Below are 23,910 nucleotides of genomic sequence, written 5' to 3'. Positions count from 1 at the left end.
CAGATAAATGATGTACATTGCAATGCGGCAGGTCAAATATCTCAATAATGTCCTTGAGCAAGACCACCGTTTTATAAAACAGATCATCGAACCAATAACAGGCTTCAAAACATTCTATTCTACCTCTGTCGCCATCGCGCACATCGAACTAGTGCGGATGACCCGCAAGAACCAATTTCATCAACGAGTATCGCTCACCATTTCAGGTCTTTGCGGAACTCGCAGCATGAACACATCCAGAAATAAGGTTGTTTCTACCAAGATCAAAATTTTGTATCAGAACCAAGCATAATATCTTGAAATATCACATCGGCAGGACACCATGGTGGCGGTAAATTGGATCACGGGCAGTCGGTTTCATTGCGTGAGATTGCACTCATTCAGTCAACAACGGCCTAACTACGAACCCAACCATAATTGAGATTAGAGCGCCAGGCGTCCCATTGGGTGCACAAAAGTCGCTCTAACACTTAAAATGAGAGCATAATTCTAACTGAAACTGATACAAGTTTAAGAAATTATTCTCCAAATATAATAATACCGTTTAAGAAAACTTTTATTCAAGGATAAATAATTAATTACTGAATATATAAATATTTATACATTTTAAATCAGAATAACTTTCTAACATTGAAATTTTCATGTGAGTTAACTATGAAGATATTATTATACATTCTATTTTTAAGTATTTATACATATATATTTTCACCGCAGAAAATACTGGCTGCCGACGCGCTATGCAGTAATGAACCGATGCCTTCGTTAGCAAACAGACGCCTCATCTGTGCTGTTAACTTAGGCATTCAGGCAAATACTGCCGTTGATGTTTCAACACTTATCAATCAGTACATGCCTCCAAAGGCCGGGATTTTTTTTCCAGCAGGTAAGTATATTATTAGCAACAATATCATATTGGGTGATGGAAATAGCCTGGTGGGTTCAGTAGATGGCATAACAATTTTTCATGATCCAAACCTCACTAAAAGCTCGAGTATTGGCAACACCGATTACAGCTCTATGGTGAAAAATTTGACAGTAAAAAACCTTATTCTGGATAATATCGGTGTTGATTTCTATGGAAACAAAGATGGAATTATCATTGAAAATAATGCATTCATCAATACCAATGCTGAATATCCTCAGCTGTCGGTTTCACATAATCAATTCTTTATCCAAGGCAATGTATTTCTTCGTGACGAAGCACACCCAGGTCTAGGAATAAGTACGTATAGAAACAAAAAGACGCTTATTCAAAACAATATCGTGGGGAATATATCAAATGATAAAATTATTGCTACATTAAATTACTATGATACGGAAACTTATAATGTTGTCACAAAACTGAGACTGGCGGGGGCATCTAATGATATCAAGCTGGACGTAGAGTAGGATTATTATAAGTCTGCGTGGTATGCCACCGATGGCCTTACAGATTCAGTATTTAATAGCAATATTATCAACGGAAACACCAGAAGTTGCCTAAAGAAAATGCCTAAAACAGAAAACTGTCAAATGGGTAGAGATCATGCGGTGTACATTAAACAATATAACAATGTTGATGTAACAAGTAATTACTTTAGCGGATGGCCGCAAGATGCGACAGGTTCGGTGAAATTTCGGAATGCGAAAAATCTTTATTTTGCAGGAAACTATTTAAACCAAGTTGCGTTTGATGCCAGAGCATACGACAATTCTCATATATTAGAAATGAGTGATACATTTATTTTCAATAATATCATTGAGGAAACGTCAATTAGTTACTGGCAAAATTTCACCGACACAGAAAATATCTTTATTAGCGTTAAAAATTTTATTGTTTTTAATAATTTTTTTAAAAGTAAAGATAAAAATAAAGTTAGAATATCCTCCACTCCACGAAACAAGTTCGGGGAGTTTCTTGAATCTCAAAATCAATATACTGACTTTGTTCCTGTTACAACCCGAGATTTTGAACATGTTAATATCAGTACAGCAAAATCCCGTCTACCAAAAGAAAAAAAGGCATTACTTACCTTAAAACCCGCCCCCCTGTGGAAACAAGCGGGACAAATTACAGGGCCCAATTTGACTGACAACCAACTGGTTAGGATGGATATTCATATTGAAGGATACTCTAAACAATTTGTGGTGTACGTTCCTCCGAGCGATTATTATTATCCGGCTTACCGATGGGCGCCTGGATTAGCTCAAAACCTCAACTCCACTATTCACGGTGTATGCGCAGGAGTACTGACCGATAAAGTTACAACAAATAATCGCTGTAAATTTCTGAAAACGACAGGCTCTAGTTACCAAAATTTCCTCTATGCCACAGAAGGCGAATCTGTGAAGTATACGATAAATGTTCTAGATAAATACAAAAAAATAAACGCCATTTACGCTCCGTCTGCACTTAGTGCTGGGCAAGCAGTTAAATTCAACGTCCGATTTGAGGATGGTACGGAAAACGAGGTGGTATATACACCGAGTGATTACATGTTACCTGCATACCGTTGGCCGAAGGGGCTTGCTACTGAAATAAATCAACGTATTCCAGGTTTGTGTGCTGGGCAGTATACTACAGAGAAAGATAACAACACGGAGGCAACACAATGTTTGTATGCAGCCCCCGTCGCCTCCAGTTACGAAAATAATATATATACAATTAATGGTCAGTCAGCAATAACGACAATGAGTATTATTGAAATCGGGGCACCGTAACGTTACAGAAATATCTGGATGGAGCCCTGTCACGTCTGGATGGCACTCGTTTAGCAAGCACCTATTCTTCGATATTTTTACGAAGCGGCACGTGGGCAGCCATGTCTCGGGCCTCTGATGTAGCCGTGTCGCAAAGTTTGAGCGGAGTAGAATTGTCCTTATCTCTGGAGGCAGTTCAGCTGCGAGTTCAGCAAAGACCTGAAATGGCGAGCGGTTGTCGTTGGTGAATTGGTTCTTGCTGATCATGTGAGCGACTTCTATCCCTGCGATGGTATCTGCAAGGGAATGGAATGTTTTGAAGCCCATCATTGATTTGGTGATCCGTTTGATAAGCCTGTGGTCTTACTCAAGGATATTGTTGAGAAATTTGATCTGTCGGATTTCAATAATATTGCCTGTTCCGGTGAGTTTCAGAATCCTGCAAACAGCCTGCATGTCAGCCAGATTGGCGCAGCTCTAATCAATGACCACCTTCTCTAGAACGCCATTAGTTGCAATGGCTTTCTTGAAAAACATCGCGCGGCAGCCGAGTCCCAGCACTCAGACAACAGCAAATCAAAGGTTTAGCCGTTGCAGTCAACAGATAGGTACAGATACAGCCACTCGCCTTTGACCTTAGTGGAGGAGAAGCGTACGTGCACCTTTCAGCGCAGCTTATTGCGCTAGCAAATGGGGATTACTGGGACTGATCCGCGCAGCAGCGCAGGAACTTGCAAGTCAGACAATCCGTGCGAATTCGGTTTGTCCGGGTCTGGCCGAAACACCAATGGCATTAATACCGAATGCCGAGCATGATGCTGCAAAAGCAAATATTTTTTGAAGGCAACCGGGATGCAATATTATTGTCCCGTGGTGCCAATCCGGATGAAGTCGCGGCAGCAGTTGTCTTTTTGCTAGGGCCTGATGCGTCTTTCATCACCGGCGCTGATCTACCCGTTGACGGTGGTATGACCGGCGGCGGCATTTATTGGCGAATAGGCAAAGCCACTGGTAATTTGTGAATGTGACACTGTGTTCATCAGTTAGATGAAAACCAGTTTCAGAGACTAAACATTTATAAGCGGCAGATAGATACTCTGCCGTTAATTTTTATATAACTCAGTTCCATAAGATAGATTATGTGATTTTAACTGCAATAGCGGTGGGTTCTAGTTTGAAGTGCGACTTGCAAATGATAACAATGAGTTATCCAATGCAAGGAACCCGTTATGGAACGCACATACGCGCATGTTGATCCAGACGTCGCTATGGGCGCCGTTTGGCCTTGGATCGCAAACATGGTTCTATGCCCCGCAATCACTCTGGCAAAAAGGAACGGTTAAAAACATCTGCAGAGGTCTTTCGACAAAAGCACTTCGCTAACAGACATCATTATGCGTAAACTCAACCTGCAAAAGTCGCGCTTCAGCATGGCCTCACAGATATTAGTCTCTAAAATCTAAATCAATTTTCGCACAGATAAACACACAGATCTGTTTCAGGCGGGTTCACGTCAAAATCAAAGAACATTTGCGCGATCCATCCGCGATGATATGTCTTGTGGTTGATGATGTGCAGGAACATGCCTTCACGAGTCATACGGCCTGTAACACCGGATACGAACTTGAAGTTTAGTACCTCGCTCAGGCTTTCTGCGGACTGGCTCTTTGCCCACATTACATACCATTCATTGATCTCGAACTGCTTTTCGACAATCGCATCGAAGTCCGGATACAGGATGTCCCGTCGTGTTGTGAACCCGTGTTTCTCTCCAAGGAGGTGTGCTCGCCAGATCATGTCCACCTGGTAGTTATGGTTCAGCGTGCCTATAATCGATCCAAATAGAGTTTTCAGAGGTTTAGAAGGCGCACGTTCGGGCAATTTTCGAATTGCATCGAACAACATCCTGTCCGCCCAATCATTGTACTCGGCAAGCATTGCAAATGTATTTTGCATGGGACCCTCTTCTCTTGAGCAATAGGCTAATTGATTTTGCTCGCTTTGTGACGGAGCCGGCAGCAGCGTTAAGAGGGAAATGTGTTGCGATCCAGTGCTGTATTTTGATCATCTTGTTCAGAAAATCGCAACACAACTCAGGCGTTTGAGAGATTGTTGATGAGCTGATCAGCGAATTTGGCTGCTGCAACGGAGAGCGTGCGGCTTCTGAGCTGACCAAGAACAATCTGGATAGAAGGGATGTCACGCGGATCAATAGGGCGCGCGCAAGTCCGATCATCGGGATCTCCGCGCAGGGTTTGAAACGTTATTGCACGTTCACGAAGAATGTAGTTCCGTAGAAATTCGAGCGATCCGGATTCGATAGAAATATTATGCTCAACTCTAATTCGTGCATGAGCGACATCGAGCATGTGGCGGATAGCCAAGCCTTTATCGGGCATCGCAATAGGATAAGCTGAACAGTCCCGGAGCCTGATTGGACTCGTCCCGGCCAGTGGATGATCAGCGCGCATGAGCGCAAAAAAAGGCTGATCAGACGCAAACAGAATTTGCATATCTGTCGTCGGTGGTGGATTTACCAGCAGAGCGAGGTCGGCCTCAAAGTTGGTTAACGCAGCAATACCAAGGCTATGATCCCTCACCTGAACAGAAAACGAAACCTGCGGGTAGCGCTCTCGATAGTCTGCAATCTGCATAGGCAATACCTTGTCAACGAAAGCTTGGCTGCTGACAATTGCCACGTGACCTCTCCTGACGCCCGAAAGATCTGCTATTTGAGATTTGAGTCGCTCAAAATCGGCCGTTTGATCTCGGATGTGTCTGACCAGCAATTCACCGGCGGCATTGAGGCGCATACCTTGCGGCAGCCGTTCAAAGATGAGCGTTCCCAGCTCTTCTTCGAAGTCCTGAATTTTCCGGGTAAGCGCCGAAGCAGTGATGTTCAGGTTTTCTGCAGTCCCCCGGATCGACCCACGTCGTGCCACATCCGCGATTAGTTGAAGCGTTCTTAGGTGTTTCATGAGGTCCTCGTTGTTGCGTTGCAAATTATGCAACGCATTGATCAAAATCAAGCACTGGATTGAAACAGCCCTTCCTTGAATAGTCGGGTCGAGACCGACACAAGGTGCATAAGAGAAATGACCGCAGCCAAACATTCCACGGATTTCACGATCGCGATTGATGAACTGGGAGATATCGCTTCGTACCGAAGCCTCTACGCCTCCGGCGTTGATCCGATTGAAGTCATTCTGACGGTGTATGACCGCATTGCCTCCAGCGAGTTACAACCAATCTGGATAAATCTTGTGCCGCGCGAGAATGTCCTCTCGCTTGCAGCAAACCTGCTGCAACGAAAACTCGACGGATGTGACCTCCCGCTTTTTGGTATCCCCTTTGCGGTTAAAGACAACATTGACGTTCTCGGTGTTCCAACAACCGCAGGCTGTCCCGATTTCGAGTATTTGCCGAGCCAACACGCATTCGTCGTTGAAAAACTGATCTCCGCCGGTGCCATACCGCTTGGAAAGACCAATCTCGATCAATTCGCTACTGGACTGAACGGAACGCGATCTCCCTATGGGATACCATCATGCGTATTTGACAAACGCTACATATCCGGCGGCTCAAGCAGTGGGTCAGCCGTCGCGGTTGCTGAGAAGCTCGTAGCTTTCTCGCTCGGAACAGACACGGCTGGTTCAGGACGGGTTCCGGCTGCACTGAACAATCTGGTCGGCATTAAACCCACACGTGGCTTGCTCTCAAACAGTGGTCTGGTGCGCGCCGCGCGCAGCCTTGATTGTATAAGCATCTTTGCCCACTCGGTCGACGACGCCCTGCTCGTGCTTGATGTCGCGTCGCACTTTGACCCCTCCGACGCATTCTCGCGCGTGGCGCCGTCTCAATCAGGTCAGCGCAATCGATGGCCAGCCGAATTCACCTTTGGACTACCGGACGAAGACCAACTGGAATTCTTCGGAGACGCCGACGCGCAAAGGCTGTTTCGAAAAGCTATCCGCACCCTTGAGGAACTCGGCGGCACGGCGGTACGCTTCGATTACACGCCATTTAAACTTGCGGCAGAAATGCTTTACGCCGGCCCCTGGGTTGCAGAACGTTTTGCGTCAATAAAAGACTTCGCCCTGAACAGGCCGAACTCCATTCATCCTGTCGTTCGTGAGATCATTCTCTCTGCCAGTACAATGAGCGCAGCTGATGCATTTGAAGGCGCGTACCGTCTCGCCGATTTGATCAGGCAAACGGAGGCAGTCTGGACTGATATCGATGTCATGGTCTTACCCACTGCGCCCACGACATACACTATCGAGGAAATGATTGCCGAACCCGTAAAACTGAACAGCAATCTTGGCCTCTATACGAACTTTGTAAATCTGATGGATTTATCGGCCATTGCCGTCCCTGCGGGATTTGGAAATTCTGGGCTTCCCTTTGGAGTAAGCCTGATCGGCCCCGCTTTTGAAGACAAAGCAATTGCCCGACTTGGAAAGGCATTTATCTCCAGGAACGCCGCATCAGCCACTTGCGATCTGGAAACGATTTCAATCGCTGTGGTCGGCGCCCACCTTTCCGGACAGCCCCTGAACTATCAACTAACTGATCGTGGTGGTATCCTTCGCCAAACGTCTCGTACGGCGAGTGGATACGCATTCTACGCGTTAGAAGGGACGGTGCCCGCTAAGCCGGGACTCATCCGTGACGAGGCCGCTGCTGGAGGCATCGAACTTGAGTTGTGGGATCTTCCTGCGTCTGGTTTCGGCACGTTCGTCAATGCAATTCCAGCGCCGCTCGGGATTGGCACCATAAAGCTCGAAGATGGCAGCGAGGTGAAGGGGTTCTTGTGCGAACCCTTTGCGCTTCGCGATGCCAAGGACATAACCCATTTCGGTGGATGGCGGTTCTATCAGGAAAGCCTCCAGCAATCTCTCCCCTCTTACTGATAACAGGAGCGTAAAATGACAAGCTTTCTCAACCGCAGACAGGTCCTGGTTGGCGCTGCCCTTTCCGCACTTTCCGCTCCAACAGTCTTAAGAGCTCAAGACACGCAAATTATTCGCGTCGGTGCCTTGAAGTTGATCCACTCCATCGGTCCCTATTTCTATGAACAGTTCACGCCCGCCGGATACAAGGTGGAGGTCTATCCGTTCGAATCTCCCACCGAAGGTAAGAATGCGGTGGTTACCAAGTCCGTCGATTTTGGCATGTTTGGTGTCGCAGCCGCATTGCTGGGCGCAGCAGCTGGTGAGCCGATCTCCGTCATAGCCGGGGCCTGCAACAAGGGAATGGCCATCATTGCGGGAAAGGATACACCGATCTCCTCGATAAAAGACCTGAAAGGAAAAAAGGTCGCGATTTGGCCCGGCTCCACACAAGAGGTGTTTCTTCTCGAAAGACTCCGGATGGAGGGACTCTCTATCAAGGATATCACACCTGTTCGCGTGTCCTTTAGTGAAATGCACCTCGCGCTGGCTCGAGGTGATATCGATGCATATTCAGGCGCGGAACCTGGTCCCGGAGTTAGTCTTTCGACGGGTGTCGGAAAGCTGGTTGAGTATCCCTACAGCACATCAATGGGAGGACTCAATATGGTCTTCGGTGCTCATCACGACACCCCTGCCAGCAACCCGGAGCTTACAAAAATCATGTTGGATATTCACCGTAAGGCGGTCGACTATGTGACAGCAAACCCTAAAGAGCTCGCAGCGATGGCAGTAACGCGCTTAGGGCAGAAGCCCGATGCGATTGAACTGTCGGTTCCAAATGTCGAGCTGACGTGGAAATTTGGCCCAACACAGATCGAGCAAACCAAGACATATGCCCAACACATGTTGGAATTGAAGCAGATTCGCCGACTACCCGATTTCGATGCGTTTTTTCAGACATCGAGAATTCAGGAAATGGAGAGCTCACTATGACAATCATGGTTGACAACTCTCCGAGCGAACCGATGCGATCCAGTCCCACAGCCATAGACACGATATCGACATTTGTCGGCAAGCTGAAAAAGCCTATCCTCGCGGTTTTATTGCCGCTGGCTTTCATCGCTATCTGGCACTTTTCAACATACGGTGCTTACAGCCTGATCCCTCCGCCCAGCGACGTTGCGGTCGCCCTTTATGACCTGGCCTTCGGTGGCATCTATGACGACGCTTACAGCAACACTTTGCTGACGCATGTTTTGGCGTCCCTCGGGCGTGTCTTCGGGGGCTTTGGACTTGGATGTATATTCGCACTTCCGCTGGGATTGCTGATAGGGCGAACTCCTCTATTTGAACAGCTTCTTGAACCGACATTTCAAGTGCTCCGGCCTATACCAGTCACCGCTTGGCTGCCGTTGGCAATGATAATCTTTGGTCTCGGCCCCAGCTCTGCAGTATTCCTGGTCTTCCTGGGTGCGTTTTATCCCGTCCTGATCAATACAATCTTCGGAGTGCGTTCTGTCGATAATCGCCTTTTCGAAGCCGCCAGTATGCTCGGCTGTCAGGGCAGTGCCCAGTTTTTCAACGTTGTCCTTCCTGCCAGCTTGCCGTCGATCTTTACCGGGTTGCGGCTTGGTCTCGGGGTTGCCTGGATGGTGATCGTTGTGGGCGAGATGACCGGCGTTCAAACAGGCCTTGGCGCCATCATCATGGAAGCGCGCCAGCTCTCGCGAACAGAGATCATCATCGCGGTCATGCTCGTAATAGGCATTCTTGGTTTCATATCCGACCAAATCGTAATGTCGATTGGCAGACGTCTTCTAGCCTGGAGCCCTTCTCATGTCTAACAGTGCCTCCCCTATTCTCGAAATCAGGAACGTCTCGAAGACATTCAAACTGAACGGTCAGTCAATCGAGGCATTGCGCAATGCAAGTCTCACCGTAAGAAAAGGCGAATTCATTTGCCTGATCGGAGCGTCAGGCTGCGGTAAATCCACCTTGTTGCGCATGGTTGCAGGTTTTGAAACGCCAACGAGTGGCGACGTGCTGATGTGGGATAAGCCCGTAGGAGGTCCCGATCCCTCGCGTGGGATGGTCTTTCAGGATTACGGTCTGTTTCCCTGGCTTACGGTACGTGACAATATCGGTTTCGGCCCGAAATCGCGGGGCCGCGCAAAAAGGGAAGTTTGCGAGACCTCCGACAAATTCATCGAACTCGTCGGCCTCCAGAAGTTTGCCAACGCATATCCGCACCAACTCTCGGGCGGCATGAAACAGCGCGTAGCGATCGCGCGCGTTCTGGCAAACGATGCGGAAGTTGTATTGATGGATGAACCCTTTGGTGCTTTGGATGCGATGACCCGTGAAAGGCTGCAGGATGAGCTGGTAGAACTCTGGGAAAGGACGAAGTTAACTGTGCTTTTCGTCACTCACGCTATTGAAGAGGCGATCTTTCTCGCCGATCGCGTTGTCGTCATGTCCCCAGGTCCTGGCCGGATCGACAGCGAATACAGCATCGATCTGCAAAGGCCACGTGACACCTCCGCGCCGGAGTTCAACGAATGGCGTCGTCTCTTGTCCAGTAAACTGCATAGCCACCATGGCCGCCGTGCTGCGTGAGGACGCCCGCCTATGGCGAGCGATGAACCGGGCTGAGTTGGATCGCGCTTACAACAATTCCGAAGCTGTGGCGGATAGTGCGGCACGGCTGACTGCCATGACAGAGCGCAGTCGCCAGTTTAGGGCACAGCACTGCAATTGGCTCGATCTTCGATACGGAGAGCGGGAAAGAAACCGTATTGATTTGTTTCGCTGCGGCAGGACCGATGCACCTCTGTTGGTTTTCATTCACGGGGGGTATTGGCAGAGAAACAATAAAGAAATGTTCGCATGTCTCGCCGCTGGTCCATTGAGCGCAGGATTCGATGTTGCGATGATCGGCTATACATTGTGTCCCGATATCGCGATGTCGGATTTGGTCGACGAAATTGAAATGTCTATAGTTTGGTTACGATTGAACGCGGCTCAAATGGGCATTGGTATAAGCCATATTCTGGTGTCTGGGTGGTCAGCGGGGGCTCATCTTGCTGCAACAATCATGAGCCGGGTCCAGTTTGATGGCGCTTTACTTATCAGCGGCATCTATGACCTTACCCCTTGCAGACTGAATTATTTGAACTCAGCGCTACAACTGACGGCCACTGATGTGCATCGCTTTAGCCCAATCAATCATGTTGTTTCCTCCATCTGCCCAATGACGATAGCGTATGGAAGCGAGGAACTCCCCGAGCTGCGTAGACAATCAGTCGATTACTCGTCGCGATTGCGAGGGGTGGGGGCAGCCCCTACCCTAAAACCCCTTGTCCATAATCACTTCTCCATCCTGACAGAGTATGAAAACAGAACAGGAAAGCTGGTGCTGGCATTGGAAAAAATGGTCGCCTGATAATATAAACGGAGCATCGTTCGGGATATGCACAAAGGTTGATTGTGAGCCTCTGTGCCATTTTATTTTTCGTTTCCATATCGGATTTGCGGCATTCATAACTCAGCTATACATATTTGAGTGGGACTGTCTCGACATCGCGCTTATAAGGAAGGTTCGGATATGATCAGCGATCAAAAAATAAGCGAGTTGCGTCGCGATATACCCTATCTTAATGGCCGAATTTATGTCGATAACGCTGCAGTATCCCCGATCTCCGGCCGTGTGAGGGATGCAAGCGACCAGTATAATGCGATTATCGCGGCACATCTTCGTGAAGCGAAGCAGTTGTCTCGGCCCTATTTCGAAAAAGGCCGGATGTTAGCGGCGAAGCTCATCGGTTCCTCGCCGGACCATATTGCTTACGTGCAAAACACCTCCCACGGTCTTTCACTTGTAGCCCTTGGCATCGACTGGCGTGCCGGTGACAACGTCGTAGTGTGCGCTCAGGAATTTCCGTCGAATTATCTTTGCTGGCTGCAACTGGAATCTCTGGGCGTCGAAATCCGCAAGATTTCGGCAACGGACGGAAAGCTTCAACCTGACGTCGTCCGGCAAGCACTGGATGATCGTACTCGCGTTGTCACGGTGAGCCACGTTCAGTTTTATAGCGGTTATCGCGTCGACGTCGCCTCGCTGGGGGAGCTTTGCAGGGAAAATGGTGCGCTGCTGGTTGTCGATGGCACACAATCGATCGGAGCAATTGAGCTCGATGTGACGGCGGCAGGTATTGATGTACTGGTTACCAGTGCCCACAAGTGGATGATGGGACCTCGCGGCATCGGGTTTGCCAGTTTCTCCAATCGCGCTCTTGATCAGGTTACACCCCGTGTTACTGGTTGGCTGAGTGTAAACGATCCGTTTGATTTCAATCGAACACTTGACTTCCTTCCCGACGCCCGTCGTTTTGAGCCGGGAACGCCCGACGGATGCGGTATTTTCGGACTTACAGAACGTCTCTCCCAGATTGACGAATTGGGAATCAAGGCAATCGAAACCCGGATCCTCATGCTGCACGCGATCCTCCGCGACCGTGCGCAGGAAAACGGAATCGAAGTATGTTACCAGTTTGATGAAAAATCGAGCTCCGGCATAACTCTCTTGCAGAAACCCGGAGTTGCCGCAACGGATCTGCTGGCTGTTCTCGCGGAGAATGATGTATATGCGAGTATTCGCAACGGCGCCATTCGGATATCGGCTCACTATTATAATACGACCGATGAAATCGAGCAAATCATCTCGATCCTTGGATTTCAATAACACTGGTCCAACTAAACGCTTCACATGAGGTTGTGGTCTGAGTGCTGGCCATTGATTGATCGATCCACAGCTATAGAGCGTGTTTGCAAGGCAGCAGTCAATCATTTCGCAGTCAACGGCTATGACCGTGTGTCATCGAACCAGATCGCTCATGCGGTCGGCATCCGTGGAAGCCGAAGACCAAGGTGTGGCTTCATGCCTCGTCAACATCGCTTATCAACTCGAAGGTTTTGTCGACCAGAGCTTGCTGTTCGTCGTCTTCTCCGCAGCAGCCAACCCGCAAATACCGGAACCGTCAGATGGGATATCAAGTCGATACAAACGCCACAACGGAACGGCTACGCAATAGACTTTGGCCATCGAATAACTGACGTTGTGTCCCGGTTGAATATGCTTTTTAATGAGGCCTACCGAAGTCGAAACATACCGAGAGGAGCGCATGGAGGGAACGCATCTATTTGAATTGGTGATTGCCATGTTCCTTGCAATCATTGCGCTCCATTACGCAGCCCGCGTCCTTGGCCTGCCACCTCCCGTCGCCCTATTAGCCGGTGGCGCATTGCTTGCCTTTCTGCCAGGGCTGCCAGCGATCACTGTCAACCCGGATTTGGTTCTCGTCATTTTCCTTCCGCCGCTTTTGATGGATGGTGCCTGGTCCATCGCTCATACTCGATTGCGGCGACATATGATTGGTATTGCTTCGCTTGCTGTCGGCGCAGTCCTGTTTACGAGCGCGGTGGTGGCCGTCGTTACCCATCTCCTCTTTCCATCGCTACCCTGGGCTGTGTGTGCCGCGCTTGGCGCCATTGTTTCTCCGCCGGATGCGGTTTCCTGTCGCGCCATTTTGCAACGGGTGCGATTGCCCCGACGGCTTCAGATGCTGCTTGAAGGCGAAAGCCTCCTGAATGACGCAAGCGGATTGGTGCTCTTTCGTTTCGCTGTTGCCGCAGTGGCGACAGGAACCTTCAACGCGTTCGAGGCCGTCGGCCAATTCTTTCTGCTGGCATTCGGTGGTGTGCTTGTTGGGATCGTTGTCGGAGCGGTATGGGGTCGGAACAAGAGCAGTCCGAAATCGTACGCTAAGGTCGAACTAAACCGGAACGATGCCGTAGATCCGATGTGCAACATCCGATCTCTGTGGATTGCCACCGACATGCGCCAATTTTGATTTCTCTGTCCGGCCCGACTCGACAACGCTTCGAGCAGATTGCTCATCAATGGAGTCGGGCGATGGCAAAGCGCAAGCTTCTTAAAGATCAAGATCGCCGGAAGCTTGTCGACATACCAGTCGACGAGGATAACCTAATCCGACACTATTCGTTGTCATTGGCGGATCGCCTGGAGATTGAACTGCGGAGACGTAATCACAATCGGCTCGGCTTCGCCATCCAGCTATGTCTGATGCGATACCCGGGTCGAGTGCTTGGAGCAGAAGAAACTCCGCCTCGCGCCATGCTGAAGTATGTTGCTGATCAGATCGGCGCCGCTCCAGACGGGCCTGTCGCAAATTTTTGTGGTTAACGTGCTGTTGACCACAACGGTGGAAATTCCGCTCCCGATGTAGCGGAGCGTAGCCATGATTCTGAATGCCATTACCGAGAAGTTGAAGCGCCAGTCGAAGGATGATTTCAAGGGACGACATTTCGAGGCATGGCTGATCGTGCAGGCGGTGGCCTGGTATCTGCGTTACCCGCTCAGCTATAGAGATCTTGAGGAGATGTTCCGCGAGCGCGGCTTCGAGGTCGACCACAGCACCATCAATAGGTGGGTCCTCGCCTATGCGCCTATCATCGAAAAGCGGCTGCGCCAGTTTCGCCGGCCGCATTGTGGTTCATTCAGGATTGACGAGACCTACGTCAAGATCCGGGGCAAGTGGCGTTACCTGTACCGCGCCATCGACAAGCACGGCAACCCGGTCGACTTCTTGCTCACGGCTAAGCGCGATCTCGACGCCGCTAAACGCTTCTTCCGCAAGATGCTCAAGGATGAGCAGTTGCTATCGCCGGGGAAGATCGGGACCGATGGCGCCAGTACATTTCCTTCTGCGATCAAAGCAGCCGTCGATGATGGGCTTTTGCATCCGAACCCGGTCCATTATGTCACCAAGCATCTGCAGCAAGGCATCGAAAGCGATCACTTCCGAGTGAAGAAGAACATGCCTAAGATCGGCGGTTTCCAGTCATTCAAAACGGCGCGCCGGACGATCGCCGGGTTCGAAGCGATGTTGTGGCTGCGCAAAGGCTTCGGATTTTCCGGCGAGTGGACCGTCAACGATCAAAACGATCTGCTCGGGCGCCTCTTCGGACTTCAAAAGGTTAACAAAGCGTGAAAGCTGGGTGATTATCGGCTCAACGCGTCCTATCGCCAGCTTTGCGACACGCCCCCTCCAACATCGTCGAGCGTGCTATCAGACGTCAGGCGATAACAAGAAAGAATAGTCTCTTCGCGGACAGCGACGGCGGCGGAAGGCCATAGGCCACAACCGCGACACTTTCAAACTGCAAAGTTGAACACTGTGGATCCGCAAGCTCGGTTGGCCCAGACACTTGAGCGTCTCGCTGGCCAAGCAGTGAAATCGACGCTCTCATGCCGTGGGGCTACAAGGCCAAAACGTCCGCAGCTTGTCGCTTACAATTGGGTGGCGCAGCAACGAAATAGAATGACGGGCTCCTGATGGAGTTTACGCCGCCGTCCCCACCACGGCTCTTTTAAGCTCTTGATGGAAACCGAACACTCGAACCTCTTACTTGAGCAGAGCTAACGTTCAGAAATTGCTCTGGTGTCCGACCCTGCATCCCGAAGAGAGGATCTAAGGCTTTCGGCACGAACTCTCCAATCAAGGCGCCGCAAGAGCGCTTCATCGAAGAACTCTCGTTCAAATGCACCAACAACAGCATCGAGCGAATCCCAAGGCTGCAGCCAGCCGACTACCCTTGCGGGCAGTCATTATAATTTTCGCCCGTCCGGCGACCAGACTTCAGGCGAATTTGTGTGGCGTCGGACCCGAGTTTGCCGATTTTGTAGAATGACCGGTCTTCCTCTGAACTGCTCGCCACGTTTATGATACGTTTCAGAAGGCTTTTGAACCGTGTTTTACGACCGCCCTCGCCTGCTATCCGCTGAGAACGCTGTTGCAATGATCGGCACTCCCGTTTGCCCCCTGGATTTAAAAGAAAAGGCCGGCAGATGCCGGCCTCTCTTCGTTGTTAGTTCTGGCGCCTGTAGCGCATACGCTCCTGTTCGATTTCAGCTGGTTCATAAGGATCCAGCGTGTCATCAAAGCGTGACCAGCCCTCTTTGGCATAGGCCTCACGGCGCTGATCGGGATCAACCCAGTTGGACTGGCGAAGGATGTCCTGCGCGTCCGCATAAAGGCTGTCTTCGACTTTCGCGGTTACCAGCGTGCCGCCGCGGCGAACGCCTTCCGCATAGACGTGAGCATAGTCTTCCGGCACGCCGGACTCCGTCAGCGCGCCGATAAGCCCGCCGGCGGCACCGCCTGCCACGGCACCGGCTACTGCGCCTGCCGCTGTTGCGGCAAGCCAGCCTGCGGCAACCACCGGTCCGACGCCGGGAATTGCCATGATGCCGAGGCCGGTGAGCAGACCGCCCACGCCACCAACGGCGGCGCCGATGCCGGCACCTGTGCCGGCGCCTTCAGCGGCATTTGTAGACTTGCTGTGGCGTTCATCTGCATTATTGGACACGATGCTAATATCCGAGGATGGCACACCGCGTTCTTCGAGCGCGCTAACGGCCGCGCTGGCATCGGAGTAGTCGTCGAAAAGTCCTGTAACGATCTTCATAGGATTCTCCTGAAAATTGAATTATTTAGCGACAATGTTGCCCTGATAGTCGAGCGCGAGGCTTACCGGCTTGCCATCTTTCGAGGCCTTGGCCTGCCAGACACCCTTGTCATCCTTCATAAGGCCGGAGATATCGGTATATCCGGCCTCCGTGAGGCGTGTTTTCGCCTGTTCCTCGGTAAAACTGTTGGCGCCTTCGACAGGCGCTGTCGGATTCTTGGTCTGGGGCGTGGCCACGGCGGGCGTTTTCCCATCGGTTGCCGGGGCGGGGGTGGTCTGTGCGAAGGCGGCAAGCGTCGACGCGCAGACAAGCGCTGCGGCTAAGAGAAGTTTTTTCATGATTTTTTCCTCGTTGTAGCCTTTCGAGCAGGCTCCCTCAGCAAACACTATGCTCGCGGCATGGTTCCGCCGCCTTGGAAATAGAATTGGATGGCGTTTGCGTTTCCGTGACGGTGAATGGCTTGCCGACCTGGTGCGCCGGGATGAAAATTATTTTGTCGCCGCAGGAACGTCGCTTCCGTTCGATGGTTCTCCAAGTCCAGCACTCAAAATTTGATCGGATTCCCAGATGCCTGCGGAAAAGACATTGCATGACGTGTTGCCTGACGGGCTCGAGGGCATCGGCTTTTCCGCAAACCAGACACTGAAGGCCCAGCCGAAAATGGCTTGAGCCGCCCACTCTGTTCGGGCCGCCTTTCAAGGCGGCTTTTTCATTTCTGGGCCGCGATAGGCCCCTTCCAATTCAGGAGGCACACCATGACAAAGACGACCAACAGCAGAACACCGCAACACAAGACCGAGACCGTCACTATTCACGACCAGAAGCTGGAGCGCGGCGCCGGCGGCGAGCTGCACCAGGCGGCCGAAACAGACGCGTCTGTGCTGACAACCGCCCAGGGCGGGCCGGTTGCCGACGACCAGAATTCTCTGCGGATCGGGGCGCGCGGGCCGCTGGTCGTGGATGATTTCCATTTCCGTGAGAAAATCTTCCACTTCGACCACGAGCGCATTCCCGAGCGCGTGGTGCATGCACGCGGTTACGGCGCGCATGGCTTCTTCGAGACCTTCGAATCCTTTTCTGCCTATACCAGGGCGGATTTCCTGCAGCGAGCGGGCGAAAAGACACCAGCCTTCGTCCGCTTCTCAACGGTTGCTGGCAACAAGGGTTCTGCCGACCTTGCGCGCGATGTGCGTGGCTTCGCCGTCAAGCTCTACACCCAGGAAGGCAACTGGGATCTCGTCGGCAACAATATTCCGGTGTTCTTCATTCAGGACGCCATCAAGTTCCCTGACCTGATCCATGCCGCCAAGCAGGAACCGGATCGGGCGTTTCCGCAGGCGCAGACCGCCCATGACACGTTCTGGGACTTCATCAGCCTGACGCCGGAAAGCATGCACATGATCATGTGGGCGATGTCGGACCGGACTATACCGCGGTCCTTCCGTTTCATGGAAGGTTTCGGCGTCCACACCTTCCGCCTGGTCAACGCCAAGGACGAATCGACCTTCGTCAAGTTCCACTGGAAGCCGAAGCTGGGGCTTCAGTCGGTCGCCTGGAACGAGGCGGTCAAGATCAACGGTGCCGATCCCGATTTCCACCGCCGCGACCTCTGGCAGGCCATTCAAGCCGGCAACTTCCCGGAATGGGAATTGCAGGTACAGCTGTTCGACCAGGACTTTGCCGACAGCTTCGACTTCGACGTCCTCGACCCGACAAAGATCATCCCCGAGGAAATACTGAAGCCGCAGCCGATCGGACGGCTGGTGCTTGACCGCATGCCCGACAACTTCTTCGCCGAGACCGAGCAGGTCGCCTTCATGACCCAGAACGTGCCGCCGGGCATCGACTTCAGCAATGATCCGCTGTTGCAGGGCCGGAACTTCTCCTATCTCGACACCCAGCTGAAACGGCTTGGCGGGCCAAACTTCACCCACCTGCCCATCAATGCGCCGAAGTGTCCCTTCGCGCATTTCCAGCAGGATGGCCACATGGCCATGCGCAATCCTGTCGGCAGGGCGAACTACCAGCCGAACTCGTTTGGTGAAGGTCCGCGGGAATCGCCAATCCGCGGCTATCGGCATTTTCCGGCGGAAGAACAGGGAAGCAAGGCGCGGCTTCGCCCCGAGAGCTTTGCCGATCATTACAGCCAGGCACGACAGTTCTATATCAGCCAGACACCACCCGAACAGCGTCACATCGTTGCCGCCCTGACATTCGAACTAAGCAAGGTGGAAACACCTGTTATCCGCGAACGCATGGTGTCGCATCTGATGAACATCGACGAGACGCTGGCAACCACCGTTGCGCAGAAGCTGGGATTCAAGTCGATGCCGAAGCCGGCGGATGCAGCCATGCCGACCCGTCAGGATCTGGAGCCCTCACAAGCGCTCAGCATCGTGGAGCGCGGCCCTAAGCGCTTCGAAGGCCGCAAGCTCGGTATCCTCGTCACCGATGGGGTCGATGCCAAGCTGCTGAATGGCCTGATATCGGCGATTGCCAAGGAGAAAGCCGTCTGCGAGCTGATCGCGCCGAAGGTCGGCGGCGTCACGGCCTCGGATGGAAGCTGGTTTGAGGCCCATCACATGATCGATGGCGGGCCGTCCGTTCTTTTCGATGCGGTCGCACTGCTGACCTCCGCCGAAGCGATAGACGATCTGGTCACTGAGGCAACGGCACGGGACTTCGTGGCCGATGCTTTCCAGCACTGCAAGTTCATCGGCTATGATCAGTCAGCGCTGTCCTTGCTGGAAAAAGCCGGCATTGCCGACGCTCTTGATGAGGGCACCGTTGCCCTCCCCGGGGAGGAAGGCCTCGCCGGCTTCGTATCGAACCTCGGCAAGCTGCGTGTCTGGGGTCGGGAACCTTCGGCAAAGCTCGGAAAGGCTCCGCCGCCAGTGAAATGAAATCACCAGCGGGCGCGGCAGCGATGCCGCGCTTGGTGACGTCGGCACCTTCGGGAAACGAATAATATCTGGCGACAGTTAATCGAGGTCGGAGGCTGTCAGGATATTCATGTTTCGACGCGATTTGGCGTAGACCTTCTGTGCCGCGGCATAGATCGCCGTGCGCATCGCGTCGAAAGAGGAAAGGCACTGGGCTTCCGACATGCTCATGGCTTGTCCCCGGCCCTCGGCGAGCGCTTCGGCCTCGACAAAAAACCGGATTTCAAACATGCCGTCATAGCCGAAAAAGCGAACCGCTTTACGCACGTCGTCAAAACTGCGGGCCGTGTTGGGGAAAGCGAGCGTCATGACTTGCTCCCCGTGCGCTCTTTCCTGCGCAAGGCGTTACGCCGGTTGAGGGACAGCATGCCATCGGTCGCTTCCGCTATGCTGAGATGGGTCAGCCTGCGGCGGCCGATGCGCACCGGCACGCCGGTGAAGACATGGTATATCGTCCAGCTTTTATCCCTCTCGATCCGTCTTCCATATTGGGTCTCGAGCGTATCGGAGACGGGAGCGCCGCCTTCGTTCTCCCAGGTCTCTATCCTCAGCACCTGGCGCCGGTGTTCGTTACACGTTTCCATGGTGTTGCCTTTCGTATGGAACTGGCACGCGGATTTCGTTCGCGTGGAGCCCGTTTATTCTGCACCGCTATCGCCGCCGGACGAACGTTACGCGGAGGCATAAAGAAATGGCTGATGGTGTATGATCGCCGCTACCGGCACGCGCCTCTCGCGATGAGTCAAACTTCGCGGCATGGTCAAAAATGACACCGCAGCGCTTGCGCAAACATTTGCAATCGGACGAAGGGAAGAAGACGGCGCCTTTCTGACACCGCAGCGCCATGCGGCCAGCATGACGAAGCCTAACCATGCGCCCGGATTGCGCGGAAAACAAGGCGATGGAAGGCCACACGCCGTCTAGGGGAGAACAACTTTGTGGCGAAGTGAAATATCGTCAAAAACCAATAGTTGACACTCCAGCAGAGCCAGGATATAAGGGGCAATCGAATTTGCTTGCTTAGCTTTGCTTGTCACGCGTATGGCACCGCGTTCTGAACGAACCTTTCCTTTCAAAATCGCTATTATCCTCCGCAGCGCATAAGTGCTGTGGTTTCTTTATCGCTATGAAAGGGTTCATCATGACCACTGGCACAGTTAAATGGTTCAATTCCACCAAGGGCTTCGGCTTCATTCAGCCTGACAATGGCGGCACCGATGCGTTCGTCCACATCTCCGCGGTTGAGCGCGCCGGCATGCGCGAACTCGTCGAAGGTCAGAAGATCGGCTTCGAGCTTGAGCGCGACAACAAGTCGGGCAAAATGTCGGCCTGCAATCTGCAAGCTGCCTAAGGGTCTGTGCTTCCATTTGACCACGGATGTACTGGCAACTGCCGGAAGCACGCCAACCCAATCAAGGCCAGGCAAATTGCCTGGCCTTTTGTTTTTCGCTCGCTCTCAGAGCATTATCATCGGAACACCCATGACAGAAAAATACAGTATTTCCCGCCAGAAGGCCGAACTCGCCTTCAGCCATATCCAGACACAGTTCTTCGCAAAGGAGAAAGCGCTTGAGGAGCTCGATTCCATAGCGCAATCCCGCGATGCAAAGACCCTGCGCCTTCGGGAAGCCCGTCTTGCGAAGGAATTGTCGGATCGTACCGCGGCAACCTCCGCTCTGCTTGCCAAACGCGCGCGCGCACTTTGATCGGTATTCGCGCCGTTATCACCGTTCGCGCAAGACCTGCCTAGACAACTTGACCACCAGCCGCCCAGCAAGGAGGGAGATACGCGTCAGGTCGTAGCCACTCTGTTCAGTGCCTGTCGATTTGGCCTGCTCACGGACCATCGAAACACTTGGGGCTTCAAATGGCCTTATTTGATGTCTTGCTAAAGAAACGATGAGCGCGCAAACTCATTTCTTCAGTAGCAATTTACGCGGGCGCTGCTGCTCATGGGTTGGCAACCTTGGCCCCAATTGAGAGGAGGACTGCATGTCTTCCCAGTTTCACCACCGCCGGCACCTTTGCAGCATTACGGCCTCCCATTTCTTGATCGCGGCGAGCGCGCTCATGATCCTCTACATTCTCATGGGTGGGTGGGCATGGTGATCTTGTCATTCACGGCGTCCACAGCTGTGCGACAGTTGAAGGAGAAACTGCTTCTTCGCGTCCTGCGCAACGCCCATTATGAAACCGGGAAGCTCGACGGCGACAAGGGACACGAAAACGAAGAAGCTCGCAAAATTGTCCAGTTGATAAAGGCTGCAACTATTTGCGGTGAAGTCTATCCACTCTCCCCAGCCTCAAAGCACCGAGACCGTCACTGCGGTGTAGACCGATGGGAAAATGAAGGTGGAGCGCCTCACAGGCCCATCAACCCTTTAGGTGATTAATGCATACACACTCATCACTGCCGTCACTTACCCGAACGGCCGGAAGTCGTCCTGACCCGCAAGACTAGCCGAGCCATTGACGTAGCCGTTCACCGGGAGTGGCCACAAAAGAGGGATATTCGAACATGATCGGAAGAACAACCGCCCTGCCCCATGCCTGGACCAGCGCGCCCAGTCAAGGTGCGGATATTGAATTCCGATCACGGTTTCAGAGGGTTTTGGGTTAGGGGCATAAATGGACTGGCCAAACAGTCTCCAAAGCACGATGCCCGTTACATCTTCGATCAAAGCTCGCCTCATATTCCCGCTCGCACTCGGCCATGACGCCCAAGATTTAGAACTCTCAAGCAAAGTCCGTTCCCGTATCAATTGACCCGGAACGTTGAGCTCCCTTGTAGACGATGAGCACTTGGACTTCTCGGCGTTGCCCGGGCAAGCCTCCGAGTCCATAAGGTAACCATGACTCAAGATTCGAAAATATTCGTCGGCCTCCGGTCCACTCGTACGAGGTCCTCTTCTGTCAGCGAACCTTCAGGTCCAAGATGTCAGTGGGATGGGTGCGAAAAAAGCGGCACCCACCGTGCGCCCGTGGGAGCAGGTGGTGAAGGACTTTTCCTTCTCTTCTGTCTTGAGCATGTGAAAGATTACAACAAGGGATACAGCTACACGGCAGCCCCAACGAATCCCGACGTCGCCCGTTATCAGAAAGAGGCAACGATCGGCTCCCGTCAAACCTGGGGAACTCGTGTTCAGGACGCAACGGAGATCCCGATGCCGTCAATGGAGCGCTCCGGCTCTGCGAAGACGCTTAATGCGCGCAGAACCGGCACGCAGGGACAGAAAAAGATTGGTCAGCAAGAGAGAAAGCTGAAGGCACTCGAAGCCAAAGCTTTCGAAACGCTCGGTCTTTCCACCCAGGCCACGGCCAGCGAAATCAAGGGTCGTTACAAGGAAAGGCTCAAGATGCACCATCCCGACGCCAACGACGGAGATCGAAATTCTGAAGACGAGCTCCGCGCTGTGATTGGAGCCTACAGAATCCTTAAGTTAAACGGGTTTTGCTGAGATTTGGTTACAACACGCAATTTTTTGGTCTTGATGAAAGCCGAACTTTCAGCCCATCTATTTGTCATGAATTGAGAGGCAAGGGATCGGTGCCTTCAGCTAGAATTGCGAGGTATCGTCGATAGCTGAACACGCGGCCGCGCTTGCGGCCGGTGACCTCATCAACGATGCCCAATCGTTCTAGGTCGGCAAGTGCAGCATTGACCGTTGGTGCGGATAGACCGGTCATCTGAACAATCTGGTTTGCAGTGTGAAAAGGATTTTGCTGGAAAAGCTCGTGAATACGAAGAGCCGACCCTGCTCTATCACTCCCTACGGTTATCCGCTCCCGATCTTCCTTGAAAAGATCGACGATCTGAGTAGCAGCCTCAAACGCTTGATTGGCCGTGTCGGCGACGCCGGTCAGGAAAAACTCTAGCCAAGCTTCCCAGTTACCATGTTCACGAACCTCTTGCAGTAGCCGATAGTATTCTCTCCGATGGGACTTCAGATAGAGGCTTAGATAAAGCAGTGGTTTTCGCAAAACCCCGTTCATGCAAAGATATAGGGTGACCAGCAGGCGGCCGATACGGCCATTGCCATCGAGAAACGGATGGATCGTTTCAAACTGCACGTGCAGCAAACCAGCTTTGATCAGCGCCGGTAACCGCGATTGGTCGTCATGCATGAAGCGCTCGAACGCATCCAGGCAACCGGCCATTTCAATGACGGGTGGCGGTACAAAGAGTGCGTTACCGGGGCGCGTGCCACCAATCCAATTTTGCGAGCGGCGGAACTCTCCCGGATCCTTGGTACCTCCCCGACCACTGTGTAGGAGCCTGGCATGCATCTCACGGATCAGACGCAACGACATGGGAAGCGTTTCTAGCCGCTCTAAACCATACATCATGGCGTCAACATAGTTGGAGACTTCGCGGATGTCATCAACCGGCTGCCCGGCTTGAGCTTCGGTCTCAAACCGCAAAAGATCAGAAAGGGTCGACTGCGTGCCTTCAATCTGCGAGGAAAGAACGGCTTCCTTTCTTACATACATATAAAGAAACAGCTCCTGTCTCGGCAGCAGCATTGTGATACCATCGAGGCGTCCTAGCGCGCGCTCAGCCAAGCTGAGGCGCTCGAGCAATGAAAGCACATCAATTGCCGGCTCGGGCGGTAATGGTGGAGGCACGAACGCCCGCACTGTTTCATTGGCAGCGACCGTCTCGACGAAACGACCCAAGCGGTTTTGGGATTGGGAATCAGACATAACCCAATATCAGCCGCGCCCCTTATTTAAGCAAGGCGCATTTCATTTAAATAAGCGGCAGACTTAGATAAGCGCGCTTAATTAACGCGTCGACATTGAGTTCCTGACCTTTGATTCATGCGGCGTAGGCGCCTTAGCCGTC

The 23,910-nt window shown here is 52.3% G+C and carries 22 protein-coding genes and 6 pseudogenes; 20 read left to right on the top strand and 8 right to left on the bottom strand.

Annotated features, from left to right (window positions below; all coding sequences use genetic code 11):
• Window positions 1–16 precede the first annotated feature (16 nt).
• The 3 genes and pseudogenes from CEV33_RS01245 to CEV33_RS01235 form a co-directional block, all read left to right on the top strand.
• Window positions 17–230, top strand: a pseudogene (locus CEV33_RS01245) (DDE-type integrase/transposase/recombinase); the annotation flags it as partial.
• 424 nt (window positions 231–654) lie between these two features.
• The gene (locus tag CEV33_RS01240) at window positions 655–1,389 is read left to right on the top strand and encodes a hypothetical protein (RefSeq protein WP_094538711.1); all 735 of its coding nucleotides are present in this window, start codon (window positions 655–657) and stop codon (window positions 1,387–1,389) included.
• A 99-nt stretch (window positions 1,390–1,488) separates the two neighbouring features.
• Window positions 1,489–2,700, top strand: coding sequence for a hypothetical protein (locus CEV33_RS01235; RefSeq protein ID WP_094538710.1), 1,212 nt, complete (start codon window positions 1,489–1,491; stop codon window positions 2,698–2,700).
• 177 nt (window positions 2,701–2,877) lie between these two features.
• On the opposite strand, the pseudogene CEV33_RS24340 reads toward CEV33_RS01235, so the two are convergent.
• Window positions 2,878–3,317 (bottom strand): annotated as a pseudogene (locus CEV33_RS24340) (DDE-type integrase/transposase/recombinase); the annotation flags it as partial.
• Window positions 3,318–3,346: 29 nt separating this feature from the next.
• On the opposite strand from CEV33_RS24340, the pseudogene CEV33_RS24755 reads away from it, so the two are divergent.
• Together CEV33_RS24755 and CEV33_RS24180 are read left to right on the top strand one after the other, a co-directional pair.
• Window positions 3,347–3,520 (top strand): annotated as a pseudogene (locus CEV33_RS24755) (SDR family oxidoreductase); the annotation flags it as partial.
• The gene (locus tag CEV33_RS24180) at window positions 3,492–3,701 is read left to right on the top strand and encodes an SDR family oxidoreductase (protein WP_268875785.1); all 210 of its coding nucleotides are present in this window, start codon (window positions 3,492–3,494) and stop codon (window positions 3,699–3,701) included. The pseudogene CEV33_RS24755 and the gene CEV33_RS24180, both read left to right, overlap by 29 nt.
• A gap of 442 nt (window positions 3,702–4,143) precedes the next feature.
• On the opposite strand, the gene CEV33_RS01225 is transcribed toward CEV33_RS24180, so the two are convergent.
• Both CEV33_RS01225 and CEV33_RS01220 read right to left on the bottom strand, forming a co-directional pair.
• The gene (locus CEV33_RS01225) at window positions 4,144–4,635 is read right to left on the bottom strand and encodes a DinB family protein (RefSeq protein ID WP_094538709.1); all 492 of its coding nucleotides are present in this window, start codon (window positions 4,633–4,635) and stop codon (window positions 4,144–4,146) included.
• 137 nt (window positions 4,636–4,772) lie between these two features.
• Window positions 4,773–5,657 carry a LysR family transcriptional regulator gene (locus CEV33_RS01220; RefSeq protein ID WP_094538715.1) on the bottom strand — a complete coding sequence of 295 codons (885 nt, stop codon included), beginning with the start codon at window positions 5,655–5,657 and terminating at the stop codon, window positions 4,773–4,775.
• A 117-nt stretch (window positions 5,658–5,774) separates the two neighbouring features.
• Here CEV33_RS01220 and atzF point away from each other — a divergent pair, with 117 nt between their 5' ends.
• From atzF to CEV33_RS01170, 11 genes and pseudogenes are all read left to right on the top strand, one after another.
• A complete protein-coding gene (gene atzF, locus CEV33_RS01215; protein WP_094538708.1) occupies window positions 5,775–7,592 on the top strand; it encodes an allophanate hydrolase in 1,818 nt (605 codons plus the stop codon).
• Window positions 7,593–7,607: 15 nt separating this feature from the next.
• Window positions 7,608–8,567 carry an ABC transporter substrate-binding protein gene (locus tag CEV33_RS01210; protein ID WP_094538707.1) on the top strand — a complete coding sequence of 320 codons (960 nt, stop codon included), beginning with the start codon at window positions 7,608–7,610 and terminating at the stop codon, window positions 8,565–8,567.
• 32 nt (window positions 8,568–8,599) lie between these two features.
• Window positions 8,600–9,418, top strand: coding sequence for an ABC transporter permease (locus CEV33_RS01205; protein ID WP_235818331.1), 819 nt, complete (start codon window positions 8,600–8,602; stop codon window positions 9,416–9,418).
• On the top strand, window positions 9,411–10,190 hold the full coding sequence (locus tag CEV33_RS01200; RefSeq protein ID WP_094538705.1) for an ABC transporter ATP-binding protein: 780 nt from the start codon (window positions 9,411–9,413) through the stop codon (window positions 10,188–10,190). The genes CEV33_RS01205 and CEV33_RS01200 overlap by 8 nt, the downstream gene beginning before the upstream one ends.
• Window positions 10,171–11,016, top strand: coding sequence for an alpha/beta hydrolase (locus CEV33_RS01195; protein ID WP_208620129.1), 846 nt, complete (start codon window positions 10,171–10,173; stop codon window positions 11,014–11,016). The genes CEV33_RS01200 and CEV33_RS01195 overlap by 20 nt, the downstream gene beginning before the upstream one ends.
• Window positions 11,017–11,178: 162 nt before the next feature.
• Window positions 11,179–12,315 (top strand): aminotransferase class V-fold PLP-dependent enzyme, encoded by a 1,137-nt coding sequence (locus tag CEV33_RS01190; protein WP_094538704.1) that lies wholly within the window; start codon window positions 11,179–11,181, stop codon window positions 12,313–12,315.
• Window positions 12,316–12,466: 151 nt separating this feature from the next.
• Window positions 12,467–12,664 carry a hypothetical protein gene (locus CEV33_RS23575; protein WP_141211537.1) on the top strand — a complete coding sequence of 66 codons (198 nt, stop codon included), beginning with the start codon at window positions 12,467–12,469 and terminating at the stop codon, window positions 12,662–12,664.
• A gap of 90 nt (window positions 12,665–12,754) precedes the next feature.
• A pseudogene (locus tag CEV33_RS01185) lies at window positions 12,755–13,363 on the top strand (cation:proton antiporter domain-containing protein); the annotation flags it as partial.
• Window positions 13,364–13,545: 182 nt separating this feature from the next.
• Window positions 13,546–13,806, top strand: a pseudogene (locus CEV33_RS01180) (DUF4158 domain-containing protein); the annotation flags it as partial.
• 85 nt (window positions 13,807–13,891) lie between these two features.
• On the top strand, window positions 13,892–14,644 hold the full coding sequence (locus tag CEV33_RS01175) for an IS6 family transposase (RefSeq protein WP_035228110.1): 753 nt from the start codon (window positions 13,892–13,894) through the stop codon (window positions 14,642–14,644).
• A gap of 53 nt (window positions 14,645–14,697) precedes the next feature.
• Window positions 14,698–14,973, top strand: a pseudogene (locus CEV33_RS01170) (transposase domain-containing protein); the annotation flags it as partial.
• A gap of 548 nt (window positions 14,974–15,521) precedes the next feature.
• Here CEV33_RS01170 and CEV33_RS01165 read toward each other — a convergent pair.
• Together CEV33_RS01165 and CEV33_RS01160 are read right to left on the bottom strand one after the other, a co-directional pair.
• On the bottom strand, window positions 15,522–16,121 hold the full coding sequence (locus tag CEV33_RS01165; protein WP_046802327.1) for a general stress protein: 600 nt from the start codon (window positions 16,119–16,121) through the stop codon (window positions 15,522–15,524).
• Window positions 16,122–16,142: 21 nt separating this feature from the next.
• Window positions 16,143–16,460 (bottom strand): PepSY domain-containing protein, encoded by a 318-nt coding sequence (locus CEV33_RS01160; RefSeq protein ID WP_046802328.1) that lies wholly within the window; start codon window positions 16,458–16,460, stop codon window positions 16,143–16,145.
• Window positions 16,461–16,877: 417 nt separating this feature from the next.
• Between CEV33_RS01160 and katE the strand changes: the two genes are divergently transcribed.
• A complete protein-coding gene (gene katE, locus CEV33_RS01155) occupies window positions 16,878–19,025 on the top strand; it encodes a catalase (RefSeq protein WP_094538703.1) in 2,148 nt (715 codons plus the stop codon).
• A gap of 78 nt (window positions 19,026–19,103) precedes the next feature.
• Here the strand turns inward: katE and CEV33_RS01150 are convergent, their stop codons facing one another.
• Together CEV33_RS01150 and CEV33_RS01145 are read right to left on the bottom strand one after the other, a co-directional pair.
• Window positions 19,104–19,373 (bottom strand): DUF1488 family protein, encoded by a 270-nt coding sequence (locus CEV33_RS01150; protein WP_046802330.1) that lies wholly within the window; start codon window positions 19,371–19,373, stop codon window positions 19,104–19,106.
• Window positions 19,370–19,648 carry a hypothetical protein gene (locus CEV33_RS01145; protein WP_046802331.1) on the bottom strand — a complete coding sequence of 93 codons (279 nt, stop codon included), beginning with the start codon at window positions 19,646–19,648 and terminating at the stop codon, window positions 19,370–19,372. The genes CEV33_RS01150 and CEV33_RS01145 overlap by 4 nt, the downstream gene beginning before the upstream one ends.
• 557 nt (window positions 19,649–20,205) lie before the next feature.
• On the opposite strand from CEV33_RS01145, the gene CEV33_RS01135 reads away from it, so the two are divergent.
• The 3 genes from CEV33_RS01135 to CEV33_RS01120 all read left to right on the top strand — a co-directional run bounded on the left by CEV33_RS01135 (window position 20,206) and on the right by CEV33_RS01120 (window position 22,522).
• Window positions 20,206–20,415, top strand: coding sequence for a cold-shock protein (locus tag CEV33_RS01135; RefSeq protein ID WP_046802383.1), 210 nt, complete (start codon window positions 20,206–20,208; stop codon window positions 20,413–20,415).
• 130 nt (window positions 20,416–20,545) lie between these two features.
• A complete protein-coding gene (locus CEV33_RS01130; RefSeq protein ID WP_046802332.1) occupies window positions 20,546–20,770 on the top strand; it encodes a hypothetical protein in 225 nt (74 codons plus the stop codon).
• Window positions 20,771–21,916: 1,146 nt separating this feature from the next.
• A complete protein-coding gene (locus CEV33_RS01120; RefSeq protein WP_046802333.1) occupies window positions 21,917–22,522 on the top strand; it encodes a J domain-containing protein in 606 nt (201 codons plus the stop codon).
• Window positions 22,523–22,586: 64 nt separating this feature from the next.
• Here the strand turns inward: CEV33_RS01120 and CEV33_RS01115 are convergent, their stop codons facing one another.
• The gene (locus CEV33_RS01115) at window positions 22,587–23,768 is read right to left on the bottom strand and encodes a Fic family protein (protein ID WP_046802334.1); all 1,182 of its coding nucleotides are present in this window, start codon (window positions 23,766–23,768) and stop codon (window positions 22,587–22,589) included.
• Window positions 23,769–23,910 lie beyond the last annotated feature (142 nt).

The organism is Brucella grignonensis (assembly GCF_002252505.1).
Taxonomy (GTDB): Bacteria; Pseudomonadota; Alphaproteobacteria; order Rhizobiales; family Rhizobiaceae; genus Brucella; species Brucella grignonensis.
Note: the sequence above shows the minus strand (reverse complement) of the source record. Positions and strands in the feature narration are given on the sequence as shown.